Origin of the sequence: Sunxiuqinia dokdonensis (assembly GCF_001270965.1) — a bacterium.
GTDB classification, from domain to species: domain Bacteria; phylum Bacteroidota; class Bacteroidia; order Bacteroidales; family Prolixibacteraceae; genus Sunxiuqinia; species Sunxiuqinia dokdonensis.
In genome coordinates, this window is sequence record NZ_LGIA01000014.1 from 1 (window position 1) to 20,346 (window position 20,346).

The window sequence follows — 20,346 nt, forward strand, 5'->3', positions numbered from 1 at the left end:
TCTGGAGGGCATGCGTAAACTCCTCCCGCGTATCCACGACTTCAAAAGTTGTCTCCGGAAATGACTTTCTAAGCTCCCTCGCCACCAACTCCGCATCATCCGGCGAATCTTCCGCGTAAAGAATTCGCAAGGTTTTTGTTGTATCCATACCCCCAAAATTTTCTCAAAAATAAAAAACTATCCCGAAACAAAAACCTTGGCCGTGTTCTCCGGCAAACAGCTCAGGCTCGGGCCTCAAGTCAAATTTTTTGCTGATTGAGCAGCAACCAATAAAAGCCAAGTTCGCGGATCGCATCGACAAACTTGTCAAAATCCACCGGTTTCACAATATAACTGTTCACGCCAAGCTCGTAGCTTTTCACCAGGTCCGATTCTTCCTTGGAGGAAGTCAGCATAATGACCGGAATCACTTTGGTCACCGGATTGCTTTTGATTTCTTCCAACACTTCGAGGCCATCTACCTTGGGTAACTTCAGGTCGAGCAGAATGATTTTTGGGCGCGATGTTTTTGGCCGGTCGGCAAATGCCCCCCGGGCAAAAACAAAGTCCAGCGCTTCTTCTCCATCGTGCACCACCAAAACTTTGTTGGTCAGCTTGTTTTCCTTTAATGCCCGCAGAGCCATTTCGGCATCATGCGGATTGTCTTCCACAATCAAGATTTCTACTTCGGTCAGGTGTTCCATTGGGTTTTCTTTTTAGTTTGATTTTGTTCTGGTTTTAAGTCTGTTTCATTTTGTCTTTTCCTGATGATTATTCAATCAGCACGCGCCGTGCAAATCGTCAGGCACTTTCACTGATCGGGACAAAGCCAGGCGTTAATTTTTCAAAAGAGAAAAATAAAAAGTGGCGCCTTGATCCAGTTCCGCTTCGGCCCACACCCGACCGCCATGCCGGTGTATAATTCGTTGAACAATGGCCAGGCCCACGCCGGTTCCTTTGAATTCGTCGTCACGGTGCAGCCTTTGGAAAACGCCAAACAGTTTATCCTTGTATTTTGGATTGAATCCGGCTCCAAAGTCCTTCACAAAAAAGACCAGTTCGTTTTCCTCGGCCCGCGAGCCTATCTGTATTTTTTTAACGGCTGACTTGCCGCTATATTTTAAGGCGTTGCTAATTAGGTTGATCCACACCTGCTTGATCAAGGCATAGTCGCAAAATGCGGCGGGCAATGGCTCCATTTCAAATTCGAAATGGCTTTGCTCTTCTTCGGTGGCTACTTCGCGAAAAATCGTTTCCGCTACCCGCCCCAGATCGACCGTCGTCATCCGCATCTCGGCGCGCGAAATCCGCGACAGGTTCAACATATCGGTAATCAGGCGATCCATTTTGGTCGCGTTGTTTCTGATAACATCCAGAAAGCGCTTTCCTTCTTCGTCCAACTTGTCGCCATAATCTTTCAGCAGAAAATCGGAATAACCATTAATCGCACGCAGAGGAGCCCGCAGGTCGTGCGATACCGAATAGGTAAAGGCGTCCAGCTCTTGGTTGGACAGTTCCAATTTCCGGCGTTCTTCTTTCATCTTGGCGGTCACCTCGTTTAAGTCTTCTACCATATACAGCATAGCTTGTTGACTTTTATCCAGCTTGCGGACTTTTTCTTCCAGCTCGGCTGTACGCTGGGCCACTTCAATTTCGAGGTTTCGCTTGAGTCTAAGTAATTCTTCTTTGGCTTTCTTTTGTTCGGTGATATTCCAGAAGGTCACCACCACTCCAGTTGTTTCATCATTTTCCCGAATGGGATACGAGTAGTATTCTGCCGGAAAGCTGGTTCCATCGGCACGCCAAAGCACATCATCGTCATTGTGCATGCCCTCTCCGGTTCGGAAAGCCCGGTGTATTTCGCATTCGCCGGCTCCGTAGGGCGAACCATCCGGCTTGGTGTGATGAATCAACTGGTGCATATTCTTCCCGATGACCTGGCTTCGGTCTTCGAAACCCAGCACTTCGAGTGCCGACTTATTGATGAAGGTACAGTTCCCTTCACGGTCAATGCCATAAATTCCTTCCGCAGTCGAGTTGAGTAGCAGGTGAATTTGTGCTTCCCTCCGCTTGAGCTGCACCTGCTGTGTCTGAAGCTCTTCCCAGGTTTGTTTATGCTCCTCGATCTCTTCATTCAGGTGGCGGGTGCGCCTTTTCACTTCCCTGCGAAGCGCAATGATCCAGAAAAAAGATAAAATCGCACCCAGCGGCAAAAAAAGCCAAAGCGCGATTCTTAAAATATCTGCCCTGGAAAGCTCCTCTTTAATCACCGGGCCAAACCATTTCTTGTATATTTCACTGTATGTTCCGTCGGCCATGACAATGGCTAATCCTTCATTCAAACTGGCCAGCAAAGCATCGTTGCCTTTTGTCACCGCGAAACAAAACTCATGGCGAGTTTGAATCAACTTACCATCGAGCATAGCAATGCCCTTGAGCCCCAGCCGATCGATAATTTGCAGACCAATGATGCGGTGTGCAATCACGGCATCCGCTTCGCCCGCCGCCAGCTTTAAAAACGCCTCGTCAAAAGTGGTGGTGGTCGAAACAAAGTTGGAAAGCTCCAACTGCATTGCAAGCTCCTCGTTGATATCACCTTTCATCACTAGGATTTCTTTCTCTTTCAAATCATCCAAAGTATGAATATCGTTTGTTCCCTTTCGGACGAAAATGGCTGTTTGCAATTGGAGGTACGGGATCGTAAAATCGTAGCGGATTTCACGTTCCGGGGTCTTGGCAACAATTGGCAGGGCATCAACGATTCCTTTGGCCAGGTATTCCTTCAGCGCCAGCCACGGTCCTATTTTAATTTCCAGCTCCAGGTTGGCGGCATCGGCAACGGCGGCAAACAGCTCGACGGAGAACCCGGTTGGCTGACCAGCTTCATCCAACGAGCAGTAAGGAGGATAATCTGCTTCGGAACCAAGCAAAATGACAGGCCCTACGGGATCGTCCACGACGGGAATGTCGGCTTGTGTATTCCCAATGGTTACCAGCAGCAAGCAAACCAGCACTGAAAAATAATTCAATTGATTGTACTTCATAATCTCTTTCCTTTAAGTGCTGCAATCTCGTCGCGTAACTCTTTTATTCTGAATTCGCGTTCGATCGTGGCATCATGGAAGCGCTGTAGTTCCTGAATCCGTTCGCGCAGCTCCTTGGTTTTTTCATCGACCTGCACCTCCAGTTGTTCTTTCAATTCGCGCAAATCGGTTTCGGCCAGCTTGCGTTCCGTGATGTCGCGCCCAACACCAATAATGGCGCTGACCTTCCCCTCATCATTAATCACAGCCGTATCGCTCCAGGCCAACCATACCCAGCCCTGTTGCGTAAGGGCGCGCTGTTCCATAAATGCCCGGTGCGGAGGATAGAAAAGCGATTTCATCGCCTCGGCCGTCTGTTCCTGATCGTCCGGGTGAACCAAGGGCATAAAGGTTTTTCCGATCAACTCGTCCTCGGTTTTCCCAAACATTTTACAATACGATGGGCTGACAAACAAAAAGCGCCCCTCCAAATCAACCTTCACAACGATGTCTGTTTGATTTTCAACCAACATGCGGTAGTTCGCTTCGCTTTCCTTCAGGGCTTCCTCCGCTCGTTGGCGTTCGGTAATATCTTTTACAAAAGAGAACGACAAGGTTTGGTCTTTGTACTGAAAGTAATTGACCGTGACTTCAACCGGAAACTCAGTTCCGTCCTTTCTTTTGTGCCGCGAAATGATGGTATTGCTGCCCTTGGCCTTGGTTGCAAGCCGGTGCTGATGAAAGCTTTCCGGATCAAAAGGAGGCGCAATGTCGAAGAGCGATTTTCCAAGTAATTCTTCCATGGAGTAGCCCAGCGTTTTGGCCGCGTAGTGATTGGCATAAGTGATGGTTCCATCTTCTTCAACCTGGTAAATACCAACCTGCGCATGGTCAATGCCGAACTGGGTAATTTGCAGGCGATGTTCGGCTTCTTTGCGTTCCGTAATGTCGGAATGAATTCCCACAAAGCGCAATGGCTTACCCTGCTCGTCGTGCGAAATGATTTTTCCACGATCCAATACCCATCGGTAGCTCCCGTCTTTACCCCGCAAACGATGCTCATTCAGATAAACTTCCGTTTCACCATCGATATGTTTCTGCACATCCTTCAAGGCCTGGTCCAAATCATCGGGATGAACGCGCGTTTGCCACTCCATAAACTCATTGGGAACCTCGTCCGGCTCATAACCCAGCATGCGTTTCCATTGGTCAGAAAAGAAAATCTCGTCTGACTGCAAGTTCCAGTCCCAAATGCCATCGCCAGCACCCTCAAGCGCAAATTGCCAGCGCGCTTCACTTTCGCGCAGCGCTTGCTCAGATGCCTTGCGTTGCGAAATATCCCTTACAAAAACCAAGGCCGAAGCTATCCCTTCATAAACAATTGGATCTCCGGCGGTTTCACCCCAAACTTCGGTGCCGTCCATCCGGATGAAGCGCTGTTCAAACAACTCCTCAACCGGTTGTCCGGCATTCAGCCGTGCGATGCGAGTCTTAATCTTTGCATGATATTCTGGATGAAAACGCTCCATCACCGGTTTCCCAATTAATTCATCGCGTGAATTGATCCTGAAAAACCGGCAGGCTGCAGGGTTTAGGTAGGCAAAATTCATCTGGCTTTGAATAAAAATAGGGTCGGGTGCACCTTCCACGATCGCTCGGAAGCGTTCTTCGTTCTCGCGCAGCACCTGCTCGCTTTCCCTAATCCGCCTCTCCATTCCCACGCGATCGGTAACATCCAAAATCAACACATGCCGTGCCGGCCGCTTATTGTAGACCACACTATGTGAGCTGATCTCCACATCAATCAGCGAGCCGTCTTTCTTCAAATGACGCCATTGCCCCGACCTTTCCATAATCTGCCCTTCCTGCTGCAAATTCTCGTTCAGTCGGTCAAGGTCGGCTTCGGGCCTAATATCTTTGATGGTCATTTTGTAGAATTCTGCTTCCGAATAGCCATAGTGGCTCAAGGCAGCCTGATTCACCTTTAAAAAAGCCAGCGTTTCCAAATCATAAATCCACATGGGTTGCGGGTTGTTTTCAAACATCAGTCGAAAACCTGTTTCGCTCTCGCGCAAAGCTTGATGTAGCTGGTATTCTTCCGTCACATCGCGAAAGACAAGCACCACGCCACTGATTTTTCCGCCATCGTCAACAATCGGCGAACCCGAATCAGAGATCTGGTATTCTTTGCCATTTTTCGAAGTACGCTTGGTGTGGTTCGCCAGGCCCACAATCTGACCAGTTGCCAGCACCTTGGCAACCGGATTTTCGGCCGGCAAACCGGTTTCTGCATTTTCAATCCGGAACACTTCATCGAGGGGTCGGCCTTTTGCTTCGGTTAACTTCCATCCGGTGAGCTGTTCGGCAACGGGGTTCATCCTGACAACCAAGCCATTTACGTCGGTAGCAATCACCGCGTCACCAATCGACTGGAGTGTAATTCGCAGTTTTTCTTCTTTTATTCTGATTCGGTCTTCGGCCTGCCTGCGCTCGAAATACGCGGACAGTTGGGCTCCTATCGCATCCAGCAAACTTCGCTCTTCTTTCAGAAAAGGGCCTTCGTCTGTTTCTGGTTCTTTTTCCAGATAAAAAACCTCCAGGGTTCCCTTTTGCTGGCCGTCAACCCAAATGTCAACCGCCTGCGACCAAGCGCTTTCCTCAAATTTATGCGTATGATATGTCTTTGCGTCAAAAATCAGCCGGGCACAGGTTATCTCCGGATACTGCCAGGCTGGTGGTATCAGGTTTACCACTTGCTGCATCAGTTCATCAAGCGGTAAGTTTACCTGCCCCGTGAGCCTGAAAAGTTGGTAAAGACAGGTTAATTCTTTGATCCGCTCCTGAAGATTTTGTTCCGATTTCTCTAAGTCGGCATGGCAAAAACGAAGTTCTTCCACTAAGTCATCCAACTGTTTTTCTGACCAATCGTGATTATTCCGAGTTAAGAAAGCCCGAAGCTTTGCTTTCAGCTCTCGCATGTTTATAATCCTACCGGGCGATTTGTCCAAACTCATAGTTCAGGTTTTATTGGGTTACGGGCGCTTCGCAACGCTTTGTTCGTCAGCAGGCTGTCCCAAGAAAAACATTCATTCAATCACAATTCAACATTCACCTTTAGGACAAAACCATTGGTTTGAGTTCTCTAAAATAGAAAAAATCAAAAACAGCATTTATGTTATATAACTATAAATGAACACGATATTTAAAATAAATCCAATCGCGCCATGAATGTTCTGCCCTTATGCTCCATTTCGAAATTGCAGCGTTACCGTTGTTCCCCGATTCACCGCACTTTTTATTGAAAGGTCAATATTGGTTTTGGCAAGTAGCTCATGAACCAGTACCAAGCCAATTCCATTGCCCTTTTCGTTGTTTGTGCCCCGGGTCGAACCCGCAGTAGCGGTGAACAATGAATCCAGCTGGTTCTTTGTCATACCCAAACCTTCATCAATAATTGAAAGCATTTCGTTTTCATAGCTTATCCGAATGGCCTTCCCCGAAAAGGAATATTTCAAGGCATTGGACACGAAATTTCGAAGCGCGATTTTCAAAACAGCCTTGTTAGTCAGAACACTTGCAGCTGCCGGTACTTCGTTGGCCGCCGTTATGTTCTTAGCTACCAGCATGGCGTCAAACTCGTGAAACACTTCGAAGACCAGCTCGCGGAGAGCAATGTGCTGTTTGTTGTCAACAGCCAGTGTTTTGGCTTTGCCCCATTCTATCAAACTGGCTGTGATCTCGAACGCCTGGTTGGCTGCTTTCAAAATGATGTCAGCAAATTCCACCACTGAATGCGGATCATCACCTTCTTTACTCCCTTCGGATAGCAATTCTGCAAAGCCGATTACATTGGATAGAGGCGTTCGAAGATCGTGTAGCAGAATGGAAAAGAAATTTTCATGCGTTCGCATCTGCTGCGATAATGACCGGATCAAAACTTGCTGTTTTTCCTGCATGGCTTTTCTTTCAGAGATATCGAAAACAATACCCGCCAGGAACAAGGGCTTGCCTGCCGGATCACGCTTTGTCACTGTTCCCCGGTCATAGCACCATTTCCATTCTCCTGTTTTGGCCTGAATCCGGTACTCTACCTCATAAGCCGGCGTCTTTCCATACAAATGATCGCGCATATTCTGCATCACCGGTTCATAATCGTCCGGATGTAGCTTGTCTGTAAAAAACTGGTAATCGCAGTTTTCCGGAATATCCGACTTCGCATAGCCCAGATTCATCGCTTTCAGCGGATTAAAAGTGACCTGATTGGCTTGAACATCCCAGTACCAATGTCCCAAATTGCCAGCCCAGGCAAACTTCAAAGTCTCTTCATCTTCCCGCTCCCGGGTCCAGGCTTCCAGTAAGCGATCCTTCTTTTCAAGCTGCTCAATCAGTTGTTCACGTGTTTGATCTTTGTATGCTGTTTTCATGGGCGATTGATTGTTTTCTAATTCCAGTCTTTGAAAAGCCAACAAGTTAGGTACTTTTTCGAGATTGCAAACTATAAAATTACGTGTTATCAAAGATTAAAAATCAATAAAAAATACCGCCAATTGGCCCTTCGCAGCGGGCAGGAAAAAAATATCTGGTTTTATTTTTATTTTGCACTTTTGTGCACTAAATTTACACCGTAAAACTTACTTTTAAAGCCAGGAAAAATGAAGATTGCCATTACAGCAACAGGAAACTCCCTCAACTCAAAAGTTGACAGTCGGTTTGGACGATGCTCCTATTTCGCCGTTTACGATATGGATGAAAACCAAACCAAATTTATTAAGAACCCCAATAAAGAAGCAGCCGAAGGCGCCGGCCCGGCTGCGGTTCAGCTGATTGCCAAACAGGGCGTCACACAAATCATTTCCGGCGAGTTTGGCGGAAAAGCCAAAAGCATTCTGGAAGATTTGAACATTCAAATGATCATGCTCAACGGGCCTGAAAAGTCGATACAGGAAGTATTGGATTTAATGGCCATCAACAAATAAAAAAGGAGGTGTCATCATGCCAGGATTTAACAGAAGGGGGCCACGGGGAGAAGGACCGCGAACCGGACGAGGAAAAGGCCGCTGCAACGACGCAAGCCCCAACCGATCGAACCAAAAACAGGAAACACGGGATGCCAACACTCCCGAAAACCAAGCAGAAAAGAACATGAGTGATTTTTTTGGGTTGAAAAGCGGGTTGAGACGCAGAACAGCTTCGGGACGTGGTTTTCGAAACAGGAGCTGATTTGCGAGGGGTTGAAACTGGTAGCCAAATGGTCCTTAAGGCTACCAGTTGTTTTATAGTAAAAACAAGATAAACGATACAAGATGAAAAAATTTGCCATACCAATTGAAAATGGTCAGCTGTGCACCCATTTTGGACACTGTCAGCAATTTGCAATCATTCGGGTTGAAAACAACACCGTGCTTCAAACCGAGTATTTAACACCTCCGCCACACGAGCCCGGGCTGATTCCCAAGTGGCTCGGCGAACAAGCAGTGACTCATGTGATTGCCGCCGGCATTGGCCAGAAAGCCATTCAGCTGTTTAATCAGCAGCATATCGAGCTTACGGTTGGGGTCGAAGCCAAAACCCCGGATGAACTCGTTGCAGACTGGCTGAACGGAGCGCTGCAAGCTGGTTTAAACAACTGTGATCATTAACGAAATCGGCTCCTGCGCGGATCGCCCCACAAAGTGCAGGCATCCGGGAAAAAACGGACGATAACAAATTAGATCGGAAACAAATGAAAATAGCAGTTGCAAGCGGAAAAGGCGGGACCGGAAAAACACTGGTCTCAACCAACCTGTTCAATGTCATCCAGAAATCAGGCTTTGCGGTTGATTTGATTGATTGCGACGCGGAAGAGCCCAATGCCTTGCAATTCATTCACGCTGATTTAATTTCACAGAAGTCCGTCACCCAAAACATTCCGGTAATCGACAAAGAAGCCTGTACTTTCTGTGGCAAGTGCGAGGCGTATTGCCACTACAATGCGATTGTTGTCCTGCCCAAATTGCGCCATATTCAAGTTGTTGAGGACCTTTGCCACGACTGCGGGGCCTGCGAATACGCCTGCCCGGCCGGGGCCATTTCATGGAAATCGAAAACAACCGGAACCATCCGGACGTACGCCGTAAACAATGGTTCTTCACTCATTGAAGGACGCATTGAAATTGGTGTTTACTCCTCGGTTCCACTCATTAAGGAAGTCATGAAAAGCTCCCATCATCGTCAGCTGGCTATTGTAGATGCACCTCCCGGAACTTCCTGTCCGTTCATCGCAACGGTAAGTGCAGCCGACTTTATGGTGCTGGTGACCGAGCCCACGCCATTTGGATTAAATGATTTGAAGTTGTCGGTTGAAATCCTGCAGCAGTTGGATAAATCCTTCGGAATCATTGTCAACCGGGCCGGCTTGGGGGATCATCGGGTTTACGATTTCATTGCAAAAAACAAGCTGCTGCTCCTCGACGAAATTCCGTTTGACCCCCGCATTGCCAAAAGCTATTCGGAGGGCAAACTAATCACAGACAACATGCCCAACTATCACAAACATTTTCTACAGCTATTTAGTCGCATCAAAAAACACCTTCAGTATGATCGAAATAGCTATACTTAGCGGGAAGGGAGGAACCGGAAAATCGAGTTTGAGTGCTGCGCTGGCCACGCTCGCTGCAAAAATTGTGGCGGCTGACTGCGATGTGGATGCTGCCAACCTGCATTTGGTGCTCAACCCAAAGGACTACCGCGAAGAAGTGTACGTATCGGGACAAAAGGCCGTGATCGATCCAGACCGTTGTACCAACTGCGGAATCTGCCTGAGTTATTGCCGCTTTGAGGCCATTAGCAACAAGGGCGGAATTCACCGGATAATAGAAACGGCCTGCGACGGATGCCAGCTATGTGACCGGGTTTGCCCTGAAAATGCCATCCACATGGTCAGCCACGACAAAAGCCGTTGGTTTGTCGGCGATATCGCCAATGGTAAAATGATTCATGCCCGGCTGGCCCCCGGGGAAGACAACTCCGGAAAGCTGGTCAACATTGTCCGTGACCAGGCACGCGAAACTGCCTTTGAAATTCAGTCCGACATCATCCTGATTGATGGCCCTCCGGGAATTGGCTGCCCGGTCATTTCATCGCTCACAGGTGTCGACAAAGTGCTGCTGGTTGCCGAGCCAAGCCTGTCGGGCGTGCACGACCTGAAACGAATCGTTGAACTGACACAGCACTTTCGCGTGCAAACGTATGTTGTCATCAACAAATATGATCTGAATGACGCTCTGAGCGATGCCATTGTCAATTGGTGCCGCTCCGTGCAAATACCGGTGATCGGTCAATTACCTTTCGACCGCGCTGTGGTTGATGCCATGGTGAACTGCGAAAGTGTAACCAACTGGGCACCGGACTCCACGATCAGCAATGCAATAAAAAGAATCTGGAACAAACTCCTGCAACATGAACAAGCAAAATCCTTTTGACAAGATCGACCTTCCCGGGGTAAAAACAAATAAAGATGTTTGAATTTCAGAACAGGCCAAACGCACCCCATCTGCTGGAAACAGGCGAACGAGTCCAGCTGCCCACGATTTATGGCAGCTTCGAGCTCCTTCCATTTATGGAAATCGCGACCGGCAAAGAGCACATTGCCTTGACTAAAGGGCCGGTGGAAAATAAAAAGTCCGTGTTGCTTCGGATTCATTCGGCCTGTGCTACCGGCGATTTGTTTGGCTCCATGCGCTGCGACTGCGGTGAACAACTGCACCGGGCGTTGCAAGCCATTGAGCAGGAAGGCCGCGGTGTGTTGATTTATTTGCAACAGGAAGGCCGGGGAATTGGGTTGATGCAGAAAATGAAAGCCTACAAACTGCAGGAGCAGGGTGTCGACACCGTGGATGCCAACCTGCAACTGGGGCACCAGGCGGATGAGCGGGACTACCGTGCCGCAGCAGAAATCCTTCGCCAGCTCAACATCAGCCAGGTGAAACTGCTCACGAACAATCCCAACAAAAAATCCGGCCTTGAAAAATATGGAATAAACGTGGCATGCTGCATCCCGCTACTGACAGAACCCAATCCACACAACGCTTTCTACTTACAAACCAAGGAAAAACGGATGGGCCATTTGCTTGGGCAACTTAATTTTGAAAATCATGAGTAATCCATTGGAAGCGACTTTCAGGCTGCGTCCGCGCTACGGAGAAGTGGATCAAATGGGCTATGTGTATCACGCCAACTACGTGAGCTACTGCCACCAGGCGCGCACCGAGCTGCTCCGGAAACTCGGCATTGATGACCAGTCCCTGGACGGACACAATATTCTGCTGCCTGTTATCCGGATGAACCTGCGCTACCTGAAACCCGCCGGCTACGACGAACTGCTAACCATCAAGACCAGGATCGTCGACAAGCCCACCACCCGATTCGTGTTTCAGTTTGAAATCCGAAATGAACAGGACGTGCTGCTATGCTCAGCCGATTCAACGGTCGTCTTTGTTGATAAAACAAGCCGCAAGCCGATGAAAGCTCCCCAATTGATTATTAATGCACTCGATCAATACTTTAAACCAACAAAACATGAAACTCACCATCCTCACTGAAAACAGCGCTGGCGGGCACTTCCTGGCCGAGCATGGGCTTTCGTACCTGATTCAGTTCGATGGGCACACCATCCTGTTCGACACCGGCCCGACCGACGTGTTTCTGAAAAATGCCCGGCAACTTGGAATCGATCTGCAAAAAACAGTCGGACTGATCGTGCTTAGCCATGGCCATTGGGACCATGGAAACGGCTTGCGCCACCTGCATTCCAAACCCCTGATCACCCATCCCGCCGCTTTCATGAAACGCTACCGAAAAGCTGACGGCTCATCGGTCGGACTGGCCCTGACGCGGCAGCACATCAATAAAAAATATTCACTCATCACCAGCACCACGCCTTACCGCATTTCAGAGCGGCTGTTCTTTCTGGGCGAAATTCCCCGAATCACGGATTTTGAAGCTCAAAACACAAGTTTTACAGATGAATTTGGCGATGACGATTTTGTTCCCGACGACTCCGCCCTGGCTATCGTTCTCAAGCAAAAGTTGATCATCCTGTCGGGTTGCGCCCACTCCGGAATTTGCAATATTTGCGAACAGGCCAAACAGGTAACCGGCGTACAGTCCATCGACTCCGTCATTGGTGGTTTTCATCTGAAACACGACGATGAGCAAACCCAGCAGACCATTCGGTATTTTCAAAACGAAAAAGTCCGAAACCTTGTTCCGTCTCACTGCACCGAACTGCCGGCGCTGGCCGCGTTTCATGTCAACTTTGGCACCCGACAATTAAAAACAGGACAAATCCTTCATTTCGAATAAAAAACACGTCATATAAAATTCAGAACCATGGAAAATCAACCAAGAATTATTGTCATAGGTGGGTCGGCTGCCGGCCCCAAAGCCGCGGCACGCGCCCGCCGCATGAATGAGTTTGCAGAAATCACGATGTTTCAGAAAGGTCCCGACCTGTCAATGGCTTCGTGTGGCTTCCCGTATTTCGTAGGTGGCTTTTTCGACGACCGCAACAAACTGCTGTGTACCCCCACCGGCGTGGTGCGCGACCCTGTATTTTACTGGAATGCCAAAGGCATTGTGGCCCGAACCAATACCGAAGTGACCAAAATTGACCGGAAAAATAAGCAGGTGGACTTTAAAAATCTGGTTACCGGCGAAACGGGAAGCCAGCCCTACGACAAGCTGATTATTGCCACCGGAGCAACAGCCAATAAACCCCCAATTCCTGGCATTGAGCTAAAAGGAATCACCACCTTGCAATCGATGCAGGATGCCGACTACCTACGAAAAATCCGCGATGATGGAGAAATCAAAAAGGCGGTGGTGATTGGTGGCGGACTGATTGGCATTGAAACTATGGAAGCCCTTCACCTGGCTGGAATTGAGCTCACCCTGATTGAGTTGTTGCCGCAACTACTCATGTTTTTGGATTGGAAGTTAGCCAAGCTCGTTGAAAACTATCTGAAGTCGAAAGCACAGGTGGTTACCCAAAATGGTGTGGCTGAATTTATTGGAGAGAATGGCAAACTGGTGGCCGTGAGATTGCAGGATGGAAGTGAAATCCCCTGCCAGCTCGCGGTTGTTGCCATTGGCGTTCGCCCCAATATTGAACTGGCCCGGGCGGCAGGACTGGAAATCGGTGATCTCGGCGGTATTACGGTGAACGAGCATATGCAAACGAGCGATCCCGATATTTATGCCGCCGGCGACTGCTGCGAAATCACCAACCTGATTTCCGGCAAAAAAGTGCTGGCGCCCTACGGCGACCTGGCCAACCTGGAAGGCCGCGTGGCTGGCGAAAATTGTATCAAAGGGAATGTGGCCTCCTTTCCCGGAACCATACAAACCGGCATTTGCAAACTTTTCGATTGGGGGGTTGGCATCACTGGCCTCTCGGAGGAGAAAGCCGAAGAAGCCGGTCTGGAGTATGTAAAAATCGTGAATGCCAGCCCCGACAAACCCGGATTCATGGATGGCAAACTGCTGATTACCAAACTTCTTGCCGACAAAAACAGCCGGAGAATCCTCGGCGCACAATGTCTGGGGCCTGGTGATGTCGCCAAACAACTTGCCATTTGGGCAACGGCCATCAAAGGAAATTTGACGGTGGATGATATGCTGAATGCAGACCTGCCTTATGCGCCGCCTTTTTCACTGGCCATCGACCACAGCATCGCTTCGGCACATATCATGCAAAATAAAATGAACGGCTTGTTTGAAGGTATTTCAGCCCTCGAAGTCAAGGAAAAAGTAGATCGTGGCGAGGACATTTTTCTTTTGGATACCCGCGGTGCAGATGAATTTGCGGAAACCCGGCTGGGAATTGGCGAAACCCTGATTCCCATCGGGTGGCTGCGCTCGCGAATGGATGAACTGCCGAAAGATAAAAACAAGGAGATCATCACATTCTGTAAAATATCGCTGCGAGGCTACGAAGCTGCGGTACTGATCAAGGCCCATGGTTATACCAAGGTAAAAGTGATGGAAGGTGGTATTGCCGGTTGGCCTTTTGAAAAAGAAAAGTGAACCTTTTTTGGGAACTAATGTTCTATTCAAAAAATCATTTGCGATCTTGCTTCAGTGGCAGGTGAGCTAATTGATTCGAAGAATAAAAAAATCATCAATCAATTTATTAACCATTTAAAATTTTAGAAGATGGACGAAAATCAAGTTCAACCAACCTTTAGCATGCCCCGTATTGGTGAGCCTGCACCCGAGTTCAAAGCCGTAACCACCCAGGGAGATATCAACTTCCCATCTGACTACAAAGGAAACTGGGTGATCCTGTTCAGTCACCCGGCTGATTTCACACCAGTGTGCACCTCGGAGTTTATGACCTTTGCTACCATGGAAAAGCAGTTCAACGAAGCCAACTGTAAGCTTGTCGGGCTGTCAGTCGATGGTATTTACAGCCACATTGCCTGGTTGCGTACCATCAAGGAAAAAATTGAGTACAAAGGCATGAAGGATGTGGAAGTGACCTTTCCGCTGATTGAAGACATCACTATGGAAGTGGCCACCAAATACGGCATGATGATGCCGGGCGAAAGCAATACCAAGGCGGTACGTGCCGTGTTTTTTATTGATCCCAAAGGTATCATCCGAACCATTATTTACTATCCGCTAAGCCTGGGACGTAATTTCGAAGAACTTTACCGCGCCCTGATTGCCCTGCAAACAGCCGATGAGTTTGGTATTGCCACTCCTGCCGACTGGCAACCGGGTGATGATGTGATCGTTCCAACTGCCGGTTCGTGCGGAACAGCAAAAGAACGCATGGAAAGCAAAGATGAAATGCATTGTTACGACTGGTTCTTCTGCACCAAAAAACTAACCAAGGCAACCATTCTGGATAAAATCATAAAAAAATAGATTCCAACAATTGACTTTCAGTTTTATAGATTAGACCAAACAAAGGGCTCGAATCGATTTCGGATTCGAGCCCTTTCATATTGCTAAAATTCTGAAGATCCAGACAGGTTCCATAAAATTAAGAATCAAAAATAAACCCGGCAGAATATCTGACGGGTTTACTTTTGGGCTGAAAACAAATCCAAAAATTCTATTCGTAATGATTGCTGCTATAATACCCCATCGAGTTAACAATTTTTCCATCATCGTTGAAAGTGTGTGACATCATCAACGGAAACTCAAGTTTTTCTTCACCTCTCACGCCTTTAAAAATCCACCATGAATAAACAACGTAGTCATCGTTTCGGGCGTAGTAAATGCAATCGGGATAGCCAACTTGTTCCATTTCAATGTGATCAACCGCATCAAAAACCGACTGCCATTCTTTCTTCTGCTCTTCAAGCTTGTGCTGATCTGTAAACTTCATCGTCGTATTGTAGAACACAGCATCGTCGGTAAAAAACGCAGTCATGCCGGCAACATCCTCATCACAGTAGGCATTGATCAACTTTCGAACCTGGATAATGTACGGATGGTTAATATACACCTTGCCATTTTCCTGGGTAGCCTGGCTGGTGTTAATCTCTTGAAACACCTGTGGATCGAAGTAGCGATGAAGTGAGGTAATCTTTCCATCTTCGTTGAAGCTGTATAAGTTGTGGATGGGCAAATTCAGCCGGATACCCGACTTGGTGTGGAGTCCCGTCATACGGAGCCAGTCCTGAACCCACAGGCCGCCCTTATCATACTCAAGTGCATCAGCGTAGGCCGGTGTGTCGGCTTCCACTTTTAAGTTCTCAAACTCCTCTGCCCACCACTTCAGGCCACTGACAGCAGCCTCACGCGTAATCAGATTTCGGTTCCCATTGGTAATCACCCAGACAGAATCAGCCAGCAAACCGCCAAAAGCAGTTTGATTTCCCTGCTCAAAAGCGTTCCAAAGCTGATTCACTTTCTCCAAAACAGGATGATCAATAAATACAGTACCATTTTTCTCCTGAGCACCTGCAAGCAGCCCAAGGGAGAACAAAACGAGAGTAAGTGTCAATTTTTTCATTTGTCATTTAGTTTAAATTAATAATACAATCGACTATTTATATTCATTCTAAATAAAATTAATGAAACTGACACTGAAAAACAATGCCTTACAACATTACGGCAGGAATTATTTCAACTTAAGGCCTCACGGGTCAAATCCGGGTGATCATCCTCCTCTCCGGAATATCAATCCCAATCGCTTCGCGGCTTTGGTCTTCAAAGTATCCAAAACCGCATTTACCAATTGGCTTGATGAACAGGCCAGTGAAAGTAAAACGAGTATTGAGTTTAATTTGAGAGGGAGAACTCTGGGTTTAACTGCCAAATGAACGATGCAGTAAAAAAACGGATACCCGCGTCAGGACTATTTATTTACGTTTAAAGCGACTCAGGAATTTGCTTTTCAAAGATGCCTGGGTTTCCCCGGCCATCAACTCCTGAATTCCGGTCGGGTTGGTTTTGTTCCGTGCCTGCATGAAACTGCCCAGCGCATTGACCAGGAATGAAACACCGTGTGCGGCAACCCGCGCTGCCTGATCTTCGGAAAACTTCATTTTTTCCTTTAACTCACGTGCGGCTCGCTTTTCGATCTCCCCCGACAAGCTAGTGCGGTATCCACCTTTGCTAACCAATGCGACCAACTCGCTGAGCTGTTCTTTGTCAAATTTTGCAATCAAGCCATCCTTAACAGCCTGGATGATAATATCGGAAGCTTTGATGCCCTTGTGGGCTTCAAGCACGGTTTCGGCAAACAGTAAGTTCACCAGTTCTCTGTGTTTTGTCTTTAATAGGTACGATAACAACATGATATCATTCATTTCTTCCCTCTCGTTCGGCCGGCAGCACTACAACAACTGTACCGTAAGCAAGTTCACACAATTTTCAGACGGTCTGACATGCTGAAAAAATTCCAGGTAAATATGGTTAAAAAAGCTGACAATTATCCTATTTGCTGATCATCGAAAACAGAAACAAGCTTCATTCAAACTCGTATAAATTATTGAAATCAACTTCTTATAAACAAGCCTAATTTTCGACTTGTGGCATGAACGGTGTTCATCCCCTTTCTGCAAAGGGTTACGAGGAATCTCTTCCGACTTAAAATTACTTTTCACAAAGCTTGTGTGTTTATTTTTTATCAGAAAAAACCAAAAGTTATGGAAATCAAAAAATATCCATCCTGCGACTTGAACTGCTACCGGAACCTCTTAATTGAAATTGGGCTGGTTTTGGCGCTGGGCATTATTTTTCTTGCTTTTGAATTTAAGACCGGTGTAAAGAAAGCCGAAATTACTGGTCCCGTTGTCACGCTGGAAGTTGAAAGTGAGGTCATTCCAATTACCCGCCAGGAAGAAGTGAAGCCCCCGGCTCCACCTCCTCCGCCACGAGTTGTTGAAGTGCTGAACATTGTGTCTGACGATATTGAAATTGAAGACGAGCTGGAAATCCAGGACACCGAAGCAGACGAGGAAACCGAAATTGATGTCAGCCCGATTGTTGTTAATTATGCGCAGGATGAAAAAGAGGAAGAAGAAGAGCAGGTATTTTATATTGTAGAGGAAATGCCTGAGTTTCCGGGAGGAGAACTTGCCTTGCGAAAATTCCCGGCCAATGCCATTAAGTACCCGGTTATTGCCCAGGAAAATGGCATTGAAGGCAAAGTTTACGTGTCGTTTGTCGTTGGAAAAGATGGGCGGGTGACCAATGCCCGGGTCGTTCGGAGTGTTGATCAATCGCTTGATAAAGAAGCATTACGCGTAGTAAACAGCCTGCCGCCCTGGAAACCTGGCCTGCAACGCGGACAGCCGGTTCGGGTTGCCTTTAGCGTGCCCATTCATTTTGTATTGCAATAAGTGTATTCCGTCGGTTTGTTATTTTTCAAAGAAAGGCGATTCGTTTTACGGATCGTCTTTCTTTATTCACCGCTTTGCCCTTGAAGCGTCGTCATCCGGATTCCTTATCTTTGTTTTTCATTCCAAATTGAAGTCTGTCTTATGAATCAGCCGGAATCAATCCAAATGCTCGAAGCCAATCGTCTCGGTTTAAAAATAGCTGGTGAAACCATCATCCATCCGCTTAGTTTTCAGTTAAAACAAAGCGAGTCGCTGGCTATTACCGGCGCTTCGGGCAGTGGTAAAACCATGCTGGGACGCGTGCTGGCCGGGCAGCTTTCGCCCTCCTCAGGCGAGTTGCTTATCAATCCAGGTCTCCGGCGTTTAATGGTCGATCAGCAAGATCATTTCATCGCTTTTTCAGGACGAAGAAGCCTGCATGACGGACTTCGCTACGAAAACCAGGACATGGAAATGGAGCCAACAGTCCAGGAGTTTTTGCTTCGAGTAAAGGTGAAAAATACAACTGGCATCTCCGAAACAGCGCTATCGGAGTTGCTGAAACAATTGGAAATTGAACACCTGTCCGACCGGAAACTGTTGCAGCTGAGCAATGGAGAACGCAAGCGAACACAGTTGGCCGCCGTACTTTTGCAAAAGCCCGGCCTACTGGTGCTCGACCAGCCTTTCGTGGGACTGGATTTTCATTCGCGTGCAAACTTAAATCGGTTCCTCAAACAACAAGTAGACACTGGCCTTTGTCTGGTTGTGATTACCGATCCAAAACACATTCCCGAATCAATAAGTCGGGTAATTGAGCTAAAAAAAGGAAACCTGCACCAATTTGTCCGGCGCGATGCCTATCGGCCTGATTTCAACGCTTCCGGCATGAGTTTTCCCGATTTGACCTTGCCATTGTTCTCGCAGCTGTCCAATCCAAAACACACCTTCTTCAACCTTGTGCGGATGAACCAGGTCCAGGTGAGATTGGGCGGCCGCCAGATTTTAAAAAACATCAGCTGGCAAGTGCAAAGTGGCGAGCAATGGGCTTTACTTGGCCCAAACGGAGCCGGAAAAAGTACCTTGCTCAGTTTGATTACTGCCGACAATCCACAAGGCTATGCCAACGACCTGATTTTATTCGACCGGCAGCGCGGAACCGGCGAAAGTATCTGGGACATTAAAAAACACATTGGCTTTGTGTCGCCCGAGCTGCACTTGTATTTTTTGCGTGGCGCAGGCATTTACAACACCATTCCGGGGCTGGGTGCGTCGGGGCATGCCAACTATAGCGCCATGACTTGTCTCGACGTTGTCCTCTCCGGCTTTCACGATGAAGTGGGTTTCACCTCTTCACCAACCGATGGCCAACAAAAAAGCGCGAGGGCCTGGCTGGCTACCTTAGGCTTGACCTCTTGGCAAAAGCGACCGTTTGTGCATGCCTCACTGGGCGAACAGCGCGTGGTTTTACTGGCACGGGCCCTGGTCAAATCGCCTCCGCTGCTTATTCTCGACGAGCCATGTCAGGGACTTGACTCCCAGCAAACCAAGCGGTTTCTTCAGCTGCTCAATGTGCTTTGCCACCAGTTAAAAACCAGCCTGATTTATGTCACCCATCGGAAAGCCGAAATCCCCGCCTGTGTGACCCACCTGCTGCAGTTGGAAAACGGCGAGGTAAAAAGCAAAGGCACTTACGATGGTTCCACTTTTCAATGGAATCATTAATTTTGACTTTGATCAAAACCACTTTCTTCTATGGAAATGACCTCAAAACAATCCGAAGTTTTCTATCGTGCCGCCGCCATTTGCAGTCGTGCCGAGAAATGCTCAACCGATATACTGACCAAACTTGCCCAATGGGAAGTGGATGAAATGGATGCAGGCGTGGTGCTGGAACAACTGATTGCAGAAAAGTATGTGGATGATGAACGTTTTGCCCGGAGCTTTGTAAAAGATAAATTCCGGTTCAACAAATGGGGAAAAATAAAAATCGCTTACCAGCTTCGTGCCAAACGAATCGACTCGAACACCATCGAAACGGCCATGAATGAGATTGACGACGAGGCTTACCGCGAGACTTTAATTGAATTAATTGCGGAGAAAAACAAAAGCGTGAAAGGCTCCAACTCCTACGACCGCAAAGCCAAACTAATCCGCTTTGCCCAAGCGCGTGGCTTTGAAATGGACTTGATCTATCAGGCAATGGCAGAGGTATTGAAATGAGACCAAGAAGGTTGTCCGACTTGCTCTAAAGGCGGGGTAAACCGGAAAATCAAAGAAAGCCAAAGCCATCCAGGTAAAAATGGGACGCACGTCTGGCTGCTCTGATTTTTCTTCTAGTCCTGGCCCAAAAGGGAGAATGAAAAATCAGCCTACCAGATTGGGTTCATAACAACAAACTGACATCTTTTTCCCTTTTATCATGTTTTATCAACATGGGTTTCATGAGCAAGATGAAAACCCTAATTTTAGCTTACTGTTTTTTGCAGCGAGAGACAAATTTGAAGACTGACAAAACATATTGA

The 20,346-nt window shown here is 47.7% G+C and carries 20 protein-coding genes; 14 read left to right on the plus strand and 6 right to left on the minus strand.

The genetic code is table 11. The features are described 5' to 3' along the window. Nucleotides 1-239: 239 nt before the first annotated feature. The 4 genes from NC99_RS01075 to NC99_RS01090 all read right to left on the minus strand — a co-directional run bounded on the left by NC99_RS01075 (nucleotide 240) and on the right by NC99_RS01090 (nucleotide 7,426). Nucleotides 240-683, minus strand: a complete 444-nt coding sequence (locus tag NC99_RS01075; protein WP_053178969.1) for a response regulator — start codon at nucleotides 681-683, stop codon at nucleotides 240-242. A 132-nt stretch (nucleotides 684-815) separates the two neighbouring features. Beyond that, nucleotides 816-3,023 carry a transporter substrate-binding domain-containing protein gene (locus tag NC99_RS01080; protein ID WP_053178971.1) on the minus strand — a complete coding sequence of 736 codons (2,208 nt, stop codon included), beginning with the start codon at nucleotides 3,021-3,023 and terminating at the stop codon, nucleotides 816-818. Further along, nucleotides 3,020-6,016 carry a PAS domain-containing protein gene (locus NC99_RS01085; protein ID WP_082326244.1) on the minus strand — a complete coding sequence of 999 codons (2,997 nt, stop codon included), beginning with the start codon at nucleotides 6,014-6,016 and terminating at the stop codon, nucleotides 3,020-3,022. The genes NC99_RS01080 and NC99_RS01085 overlap by 4 nt, the downstream gene beginning before the upstream one ends. A 225-nt stretch (nucleotides 6,017-6,241) precedes the next feature. Further along, nucleotides 6,242-7,426, minus strand: coding sequence for a sensor histidine kinase (locus NC99_RS01090; protein ID WP_157624336.1), 1,185 nt, complete (start codon nucleotides 7,424-7,426; stop codon nucleotides 6,242-6,244). Between the two features lie 228 nt (nucleotides 7,427-7,654). On the opposite strand from NC99_RS01090, the gene NC99_RS01095 reads away from it, so the two are divergent. The 10 genes from NC99_RS01095 to NC99_RS01140 all read left to right on the plus strand — a co-directional run bounded on the left by NC99_RS01095 (nucleotide 7,655) and on the right by NC99_RS01140 (nucleotide 14,912). After that, nucleotides 7,655-7,978 carry a NifB/NifX family molybdenum-iron cluster-binding protein gene (locus NC99_RS01095; protein WP_053178977.1) on the plus strand — a complete coding sequence of 108 codons (324 nt, stop codon included), beginning with the start codon at nucleotides 7,655-7,657 and terminating at the stop codon, nucleotides 7,976-7,978. A 16-nt stretch (nucleotides 7,979-7,994) separates the two neighbouring features. Then, entirely contained in the window at nucleotides 7,995-8,222 is a 228-nt protein-coding gene (locus NC99_RS22630) for a DUF5320 domain-containing protein (RefSeq protein WP_053178979.1), read from the plus strand. Nucleotides 8,223-8,305: 83 nt separating this feature from the next. After that, a complete protein-coding gene (locus NC99_RS01105; protein ID WP_053178981.1) occupies nucleotides 8,306-8,641 on the plus strand; it encodes a NifB/NifX family molybdenum-iron cluster-binding protein in 336 nt (111 codons plus the stop codon). A gap of 83 nt (nucleotides 8,642-8,724) precedes the next feature. Further along, nucleotides 8,725-9,600, plus strand: coding sequence for a nucleotide-binding protein (locus NC99_RS01110; protein ID WP_053178984.1), 876 nt, complete (start codon nucleotides 8,725-8,727; stop codon nucleotides 9,598-9,600). Beyond that, nucleotides 9,578-10,462, plus strand: coding sequence for an ATP-binding protein (locus tag NC99_RS01115; protein WP_053178986.1), 885 nt, complete (start codon nucleotides 9,578-9,580; stop codon nucleotides 10,460-10,462). The genes NC99_RS01110 and NC99_RS01115 overlap by 23 nt, the downstream gene beginning before the upstream one ends. 35 nt (nucleotides 10,463-10,497) lie before the next feature. Beyond that, a complete protein-coding gene (gene ribA, locus NC99_RS01120) occupies nucleotides 10,498-11,142 on the plus strand; it encodes a GTP cyclohydrolase II (RefSeq protein ID WP_053178988.1) in 645 nt (214 codons plus the stop codon). Then, nucleotides 11,135-11,581: an acyl-CoA thioesterase gene (locus tag NC99_RS01125; protein WP_053178990.1), complete on the plus strand. Its 447-nt coding sequence runs from the start codon at nucleotides 11,135-11,137 to the stop codon at nucleotides 11,579-11,581. The genes ribA and NC99_RS01125 overlap by 8 nt, the downstream gene beginning before the upstream one ends. Further along, nucleotides 11,559-12,344: an MBL fold metallo-hydrolase gene (locus NC99_RS01130; RefSeq protein ID WP_053178992.1), complete on the plus strand. Its 786-nt coding sequence runs from the start codon at nucleotides 11,559-11,561 to the stop codon at nucleotides 12,342-12,344. Before NC99_RS01125 ends, NC99_RS01130 begins: the two co-directional genes overlap by 23 nt. 27 nt (nucleotides 12,345-12,371) lie before the next feature. After that, a complete protein-coding gene (locus NC99_RS01135; protein WP_053178994.1) occupies nucleotides 12,372-14,066 on the plus strand; it encodes an FAD-dependent oxidoreductase in 1,695 nt (564 codons plus the stop codon). A 129-nt stretch (nucleotides 14,067-14,195) separates the two neighbouring features. Then, nucleotides 14,196-14,912, plus strand: coding sequence for a peroxiredoxin (locus NC99_RS01140; protein WP_053178996.1), 717 nt, complete (start codon nucleotides 14,196-14,198; stop codon nucleotides 14,910-14,912). 190 nt (nucleotides 14,913-15,102) lie between these two features. Here NC99_RS01140 and NC99_RS01145 read toward each other — a convergent pair whose 3' ends face one another. Further along, complete coding sequence (locus NC99_RS01145) at nucleotides 15,103-16,008, minus strand: nuclear transport factor 2 family protein (protein WP_053178998.1); 906 nt, start codon at nucleotides 16,006-16,008, stop codon at nucleotides 15,103-15,105. Between the two features lie 61 nt (nucleotides 16,009-16,069). Between NC99_RS01145 and NC99_RS01150 the strand changes: the two genes are divergently transcribed. Beyond that, nucleotides 16,070-16,318, plus strand: coding sequence for a hypothetical protein (locus NC99_RS01150; protein WP_053179000.1), 249 nt, complete (start codon nucleotides 16,070-16,072; stop codon nucleotides 16,316-16,318). A 39-nt stretch (nucleotides 16,319-16,357) separates the two neighbouring features. On the opposite strand, the gene NC99_RS01155 is transcribed toward NC99_RS01150, so the two are convergent. Then, nucleotides 16,358-16,753, minus strand: a complete 396-nt coding sequence (locus NC99_RS01155) for a hypothetical protein (protein WP_157624338.1) — start codon at nucleotides 16,751-16,753, stop codon at nucleotides 16,358-16,360. Between the two features lie 393 nt (nucleotides 16,754-17,146). Between NC99_RS01155 and NC99_RS01160 the strand changes: the two genes are divergently transcribed. From NC99_RS01160 to NC99_RS01170, 3 genes are all read left to right on the plus strand, one after another. After that, on the plus strand, nucleotides 17,147-17,842 hold the full coding sequence (locus tag NC99_RS01160; protein WP_053179004.1) for an energy transducer TonB: 696 nt from the start codon (nucleotides 17,147-17,149) through the stop codon (nucleotides 17,840-17,842). A 141-nt stretch (nucleotides 17,843-17,983) separates the two neighbouring features. Beyond that, entirely contained in the window at nucleotides 17,984-19,546 is a 1,563-nt protein-coding gene (locus NC99_RS01165; protein ID WP_053179006.1) for an ATP-binding cassette domain-containing protein, read from the plus strand. A 30-nt stretch (nucleotides 19,547-19,576) separates the two neighbouring features. Beyond that, the gene (locus tag NC99_RS01170; RefSeq protein ID WP_053179007.1) at nucleotides 19,577-20,044 is read left to right on the plus strand and encodes a regulatory protein RecX; all 468 of its coding nucleotides are present in this window, start codon (nucleotides 19,577-19,579) and stop codon (nucleotides 20,042-20,044) included. Nucleotides 20,045-20,346 lie beyond the last annotated feature (302 nt).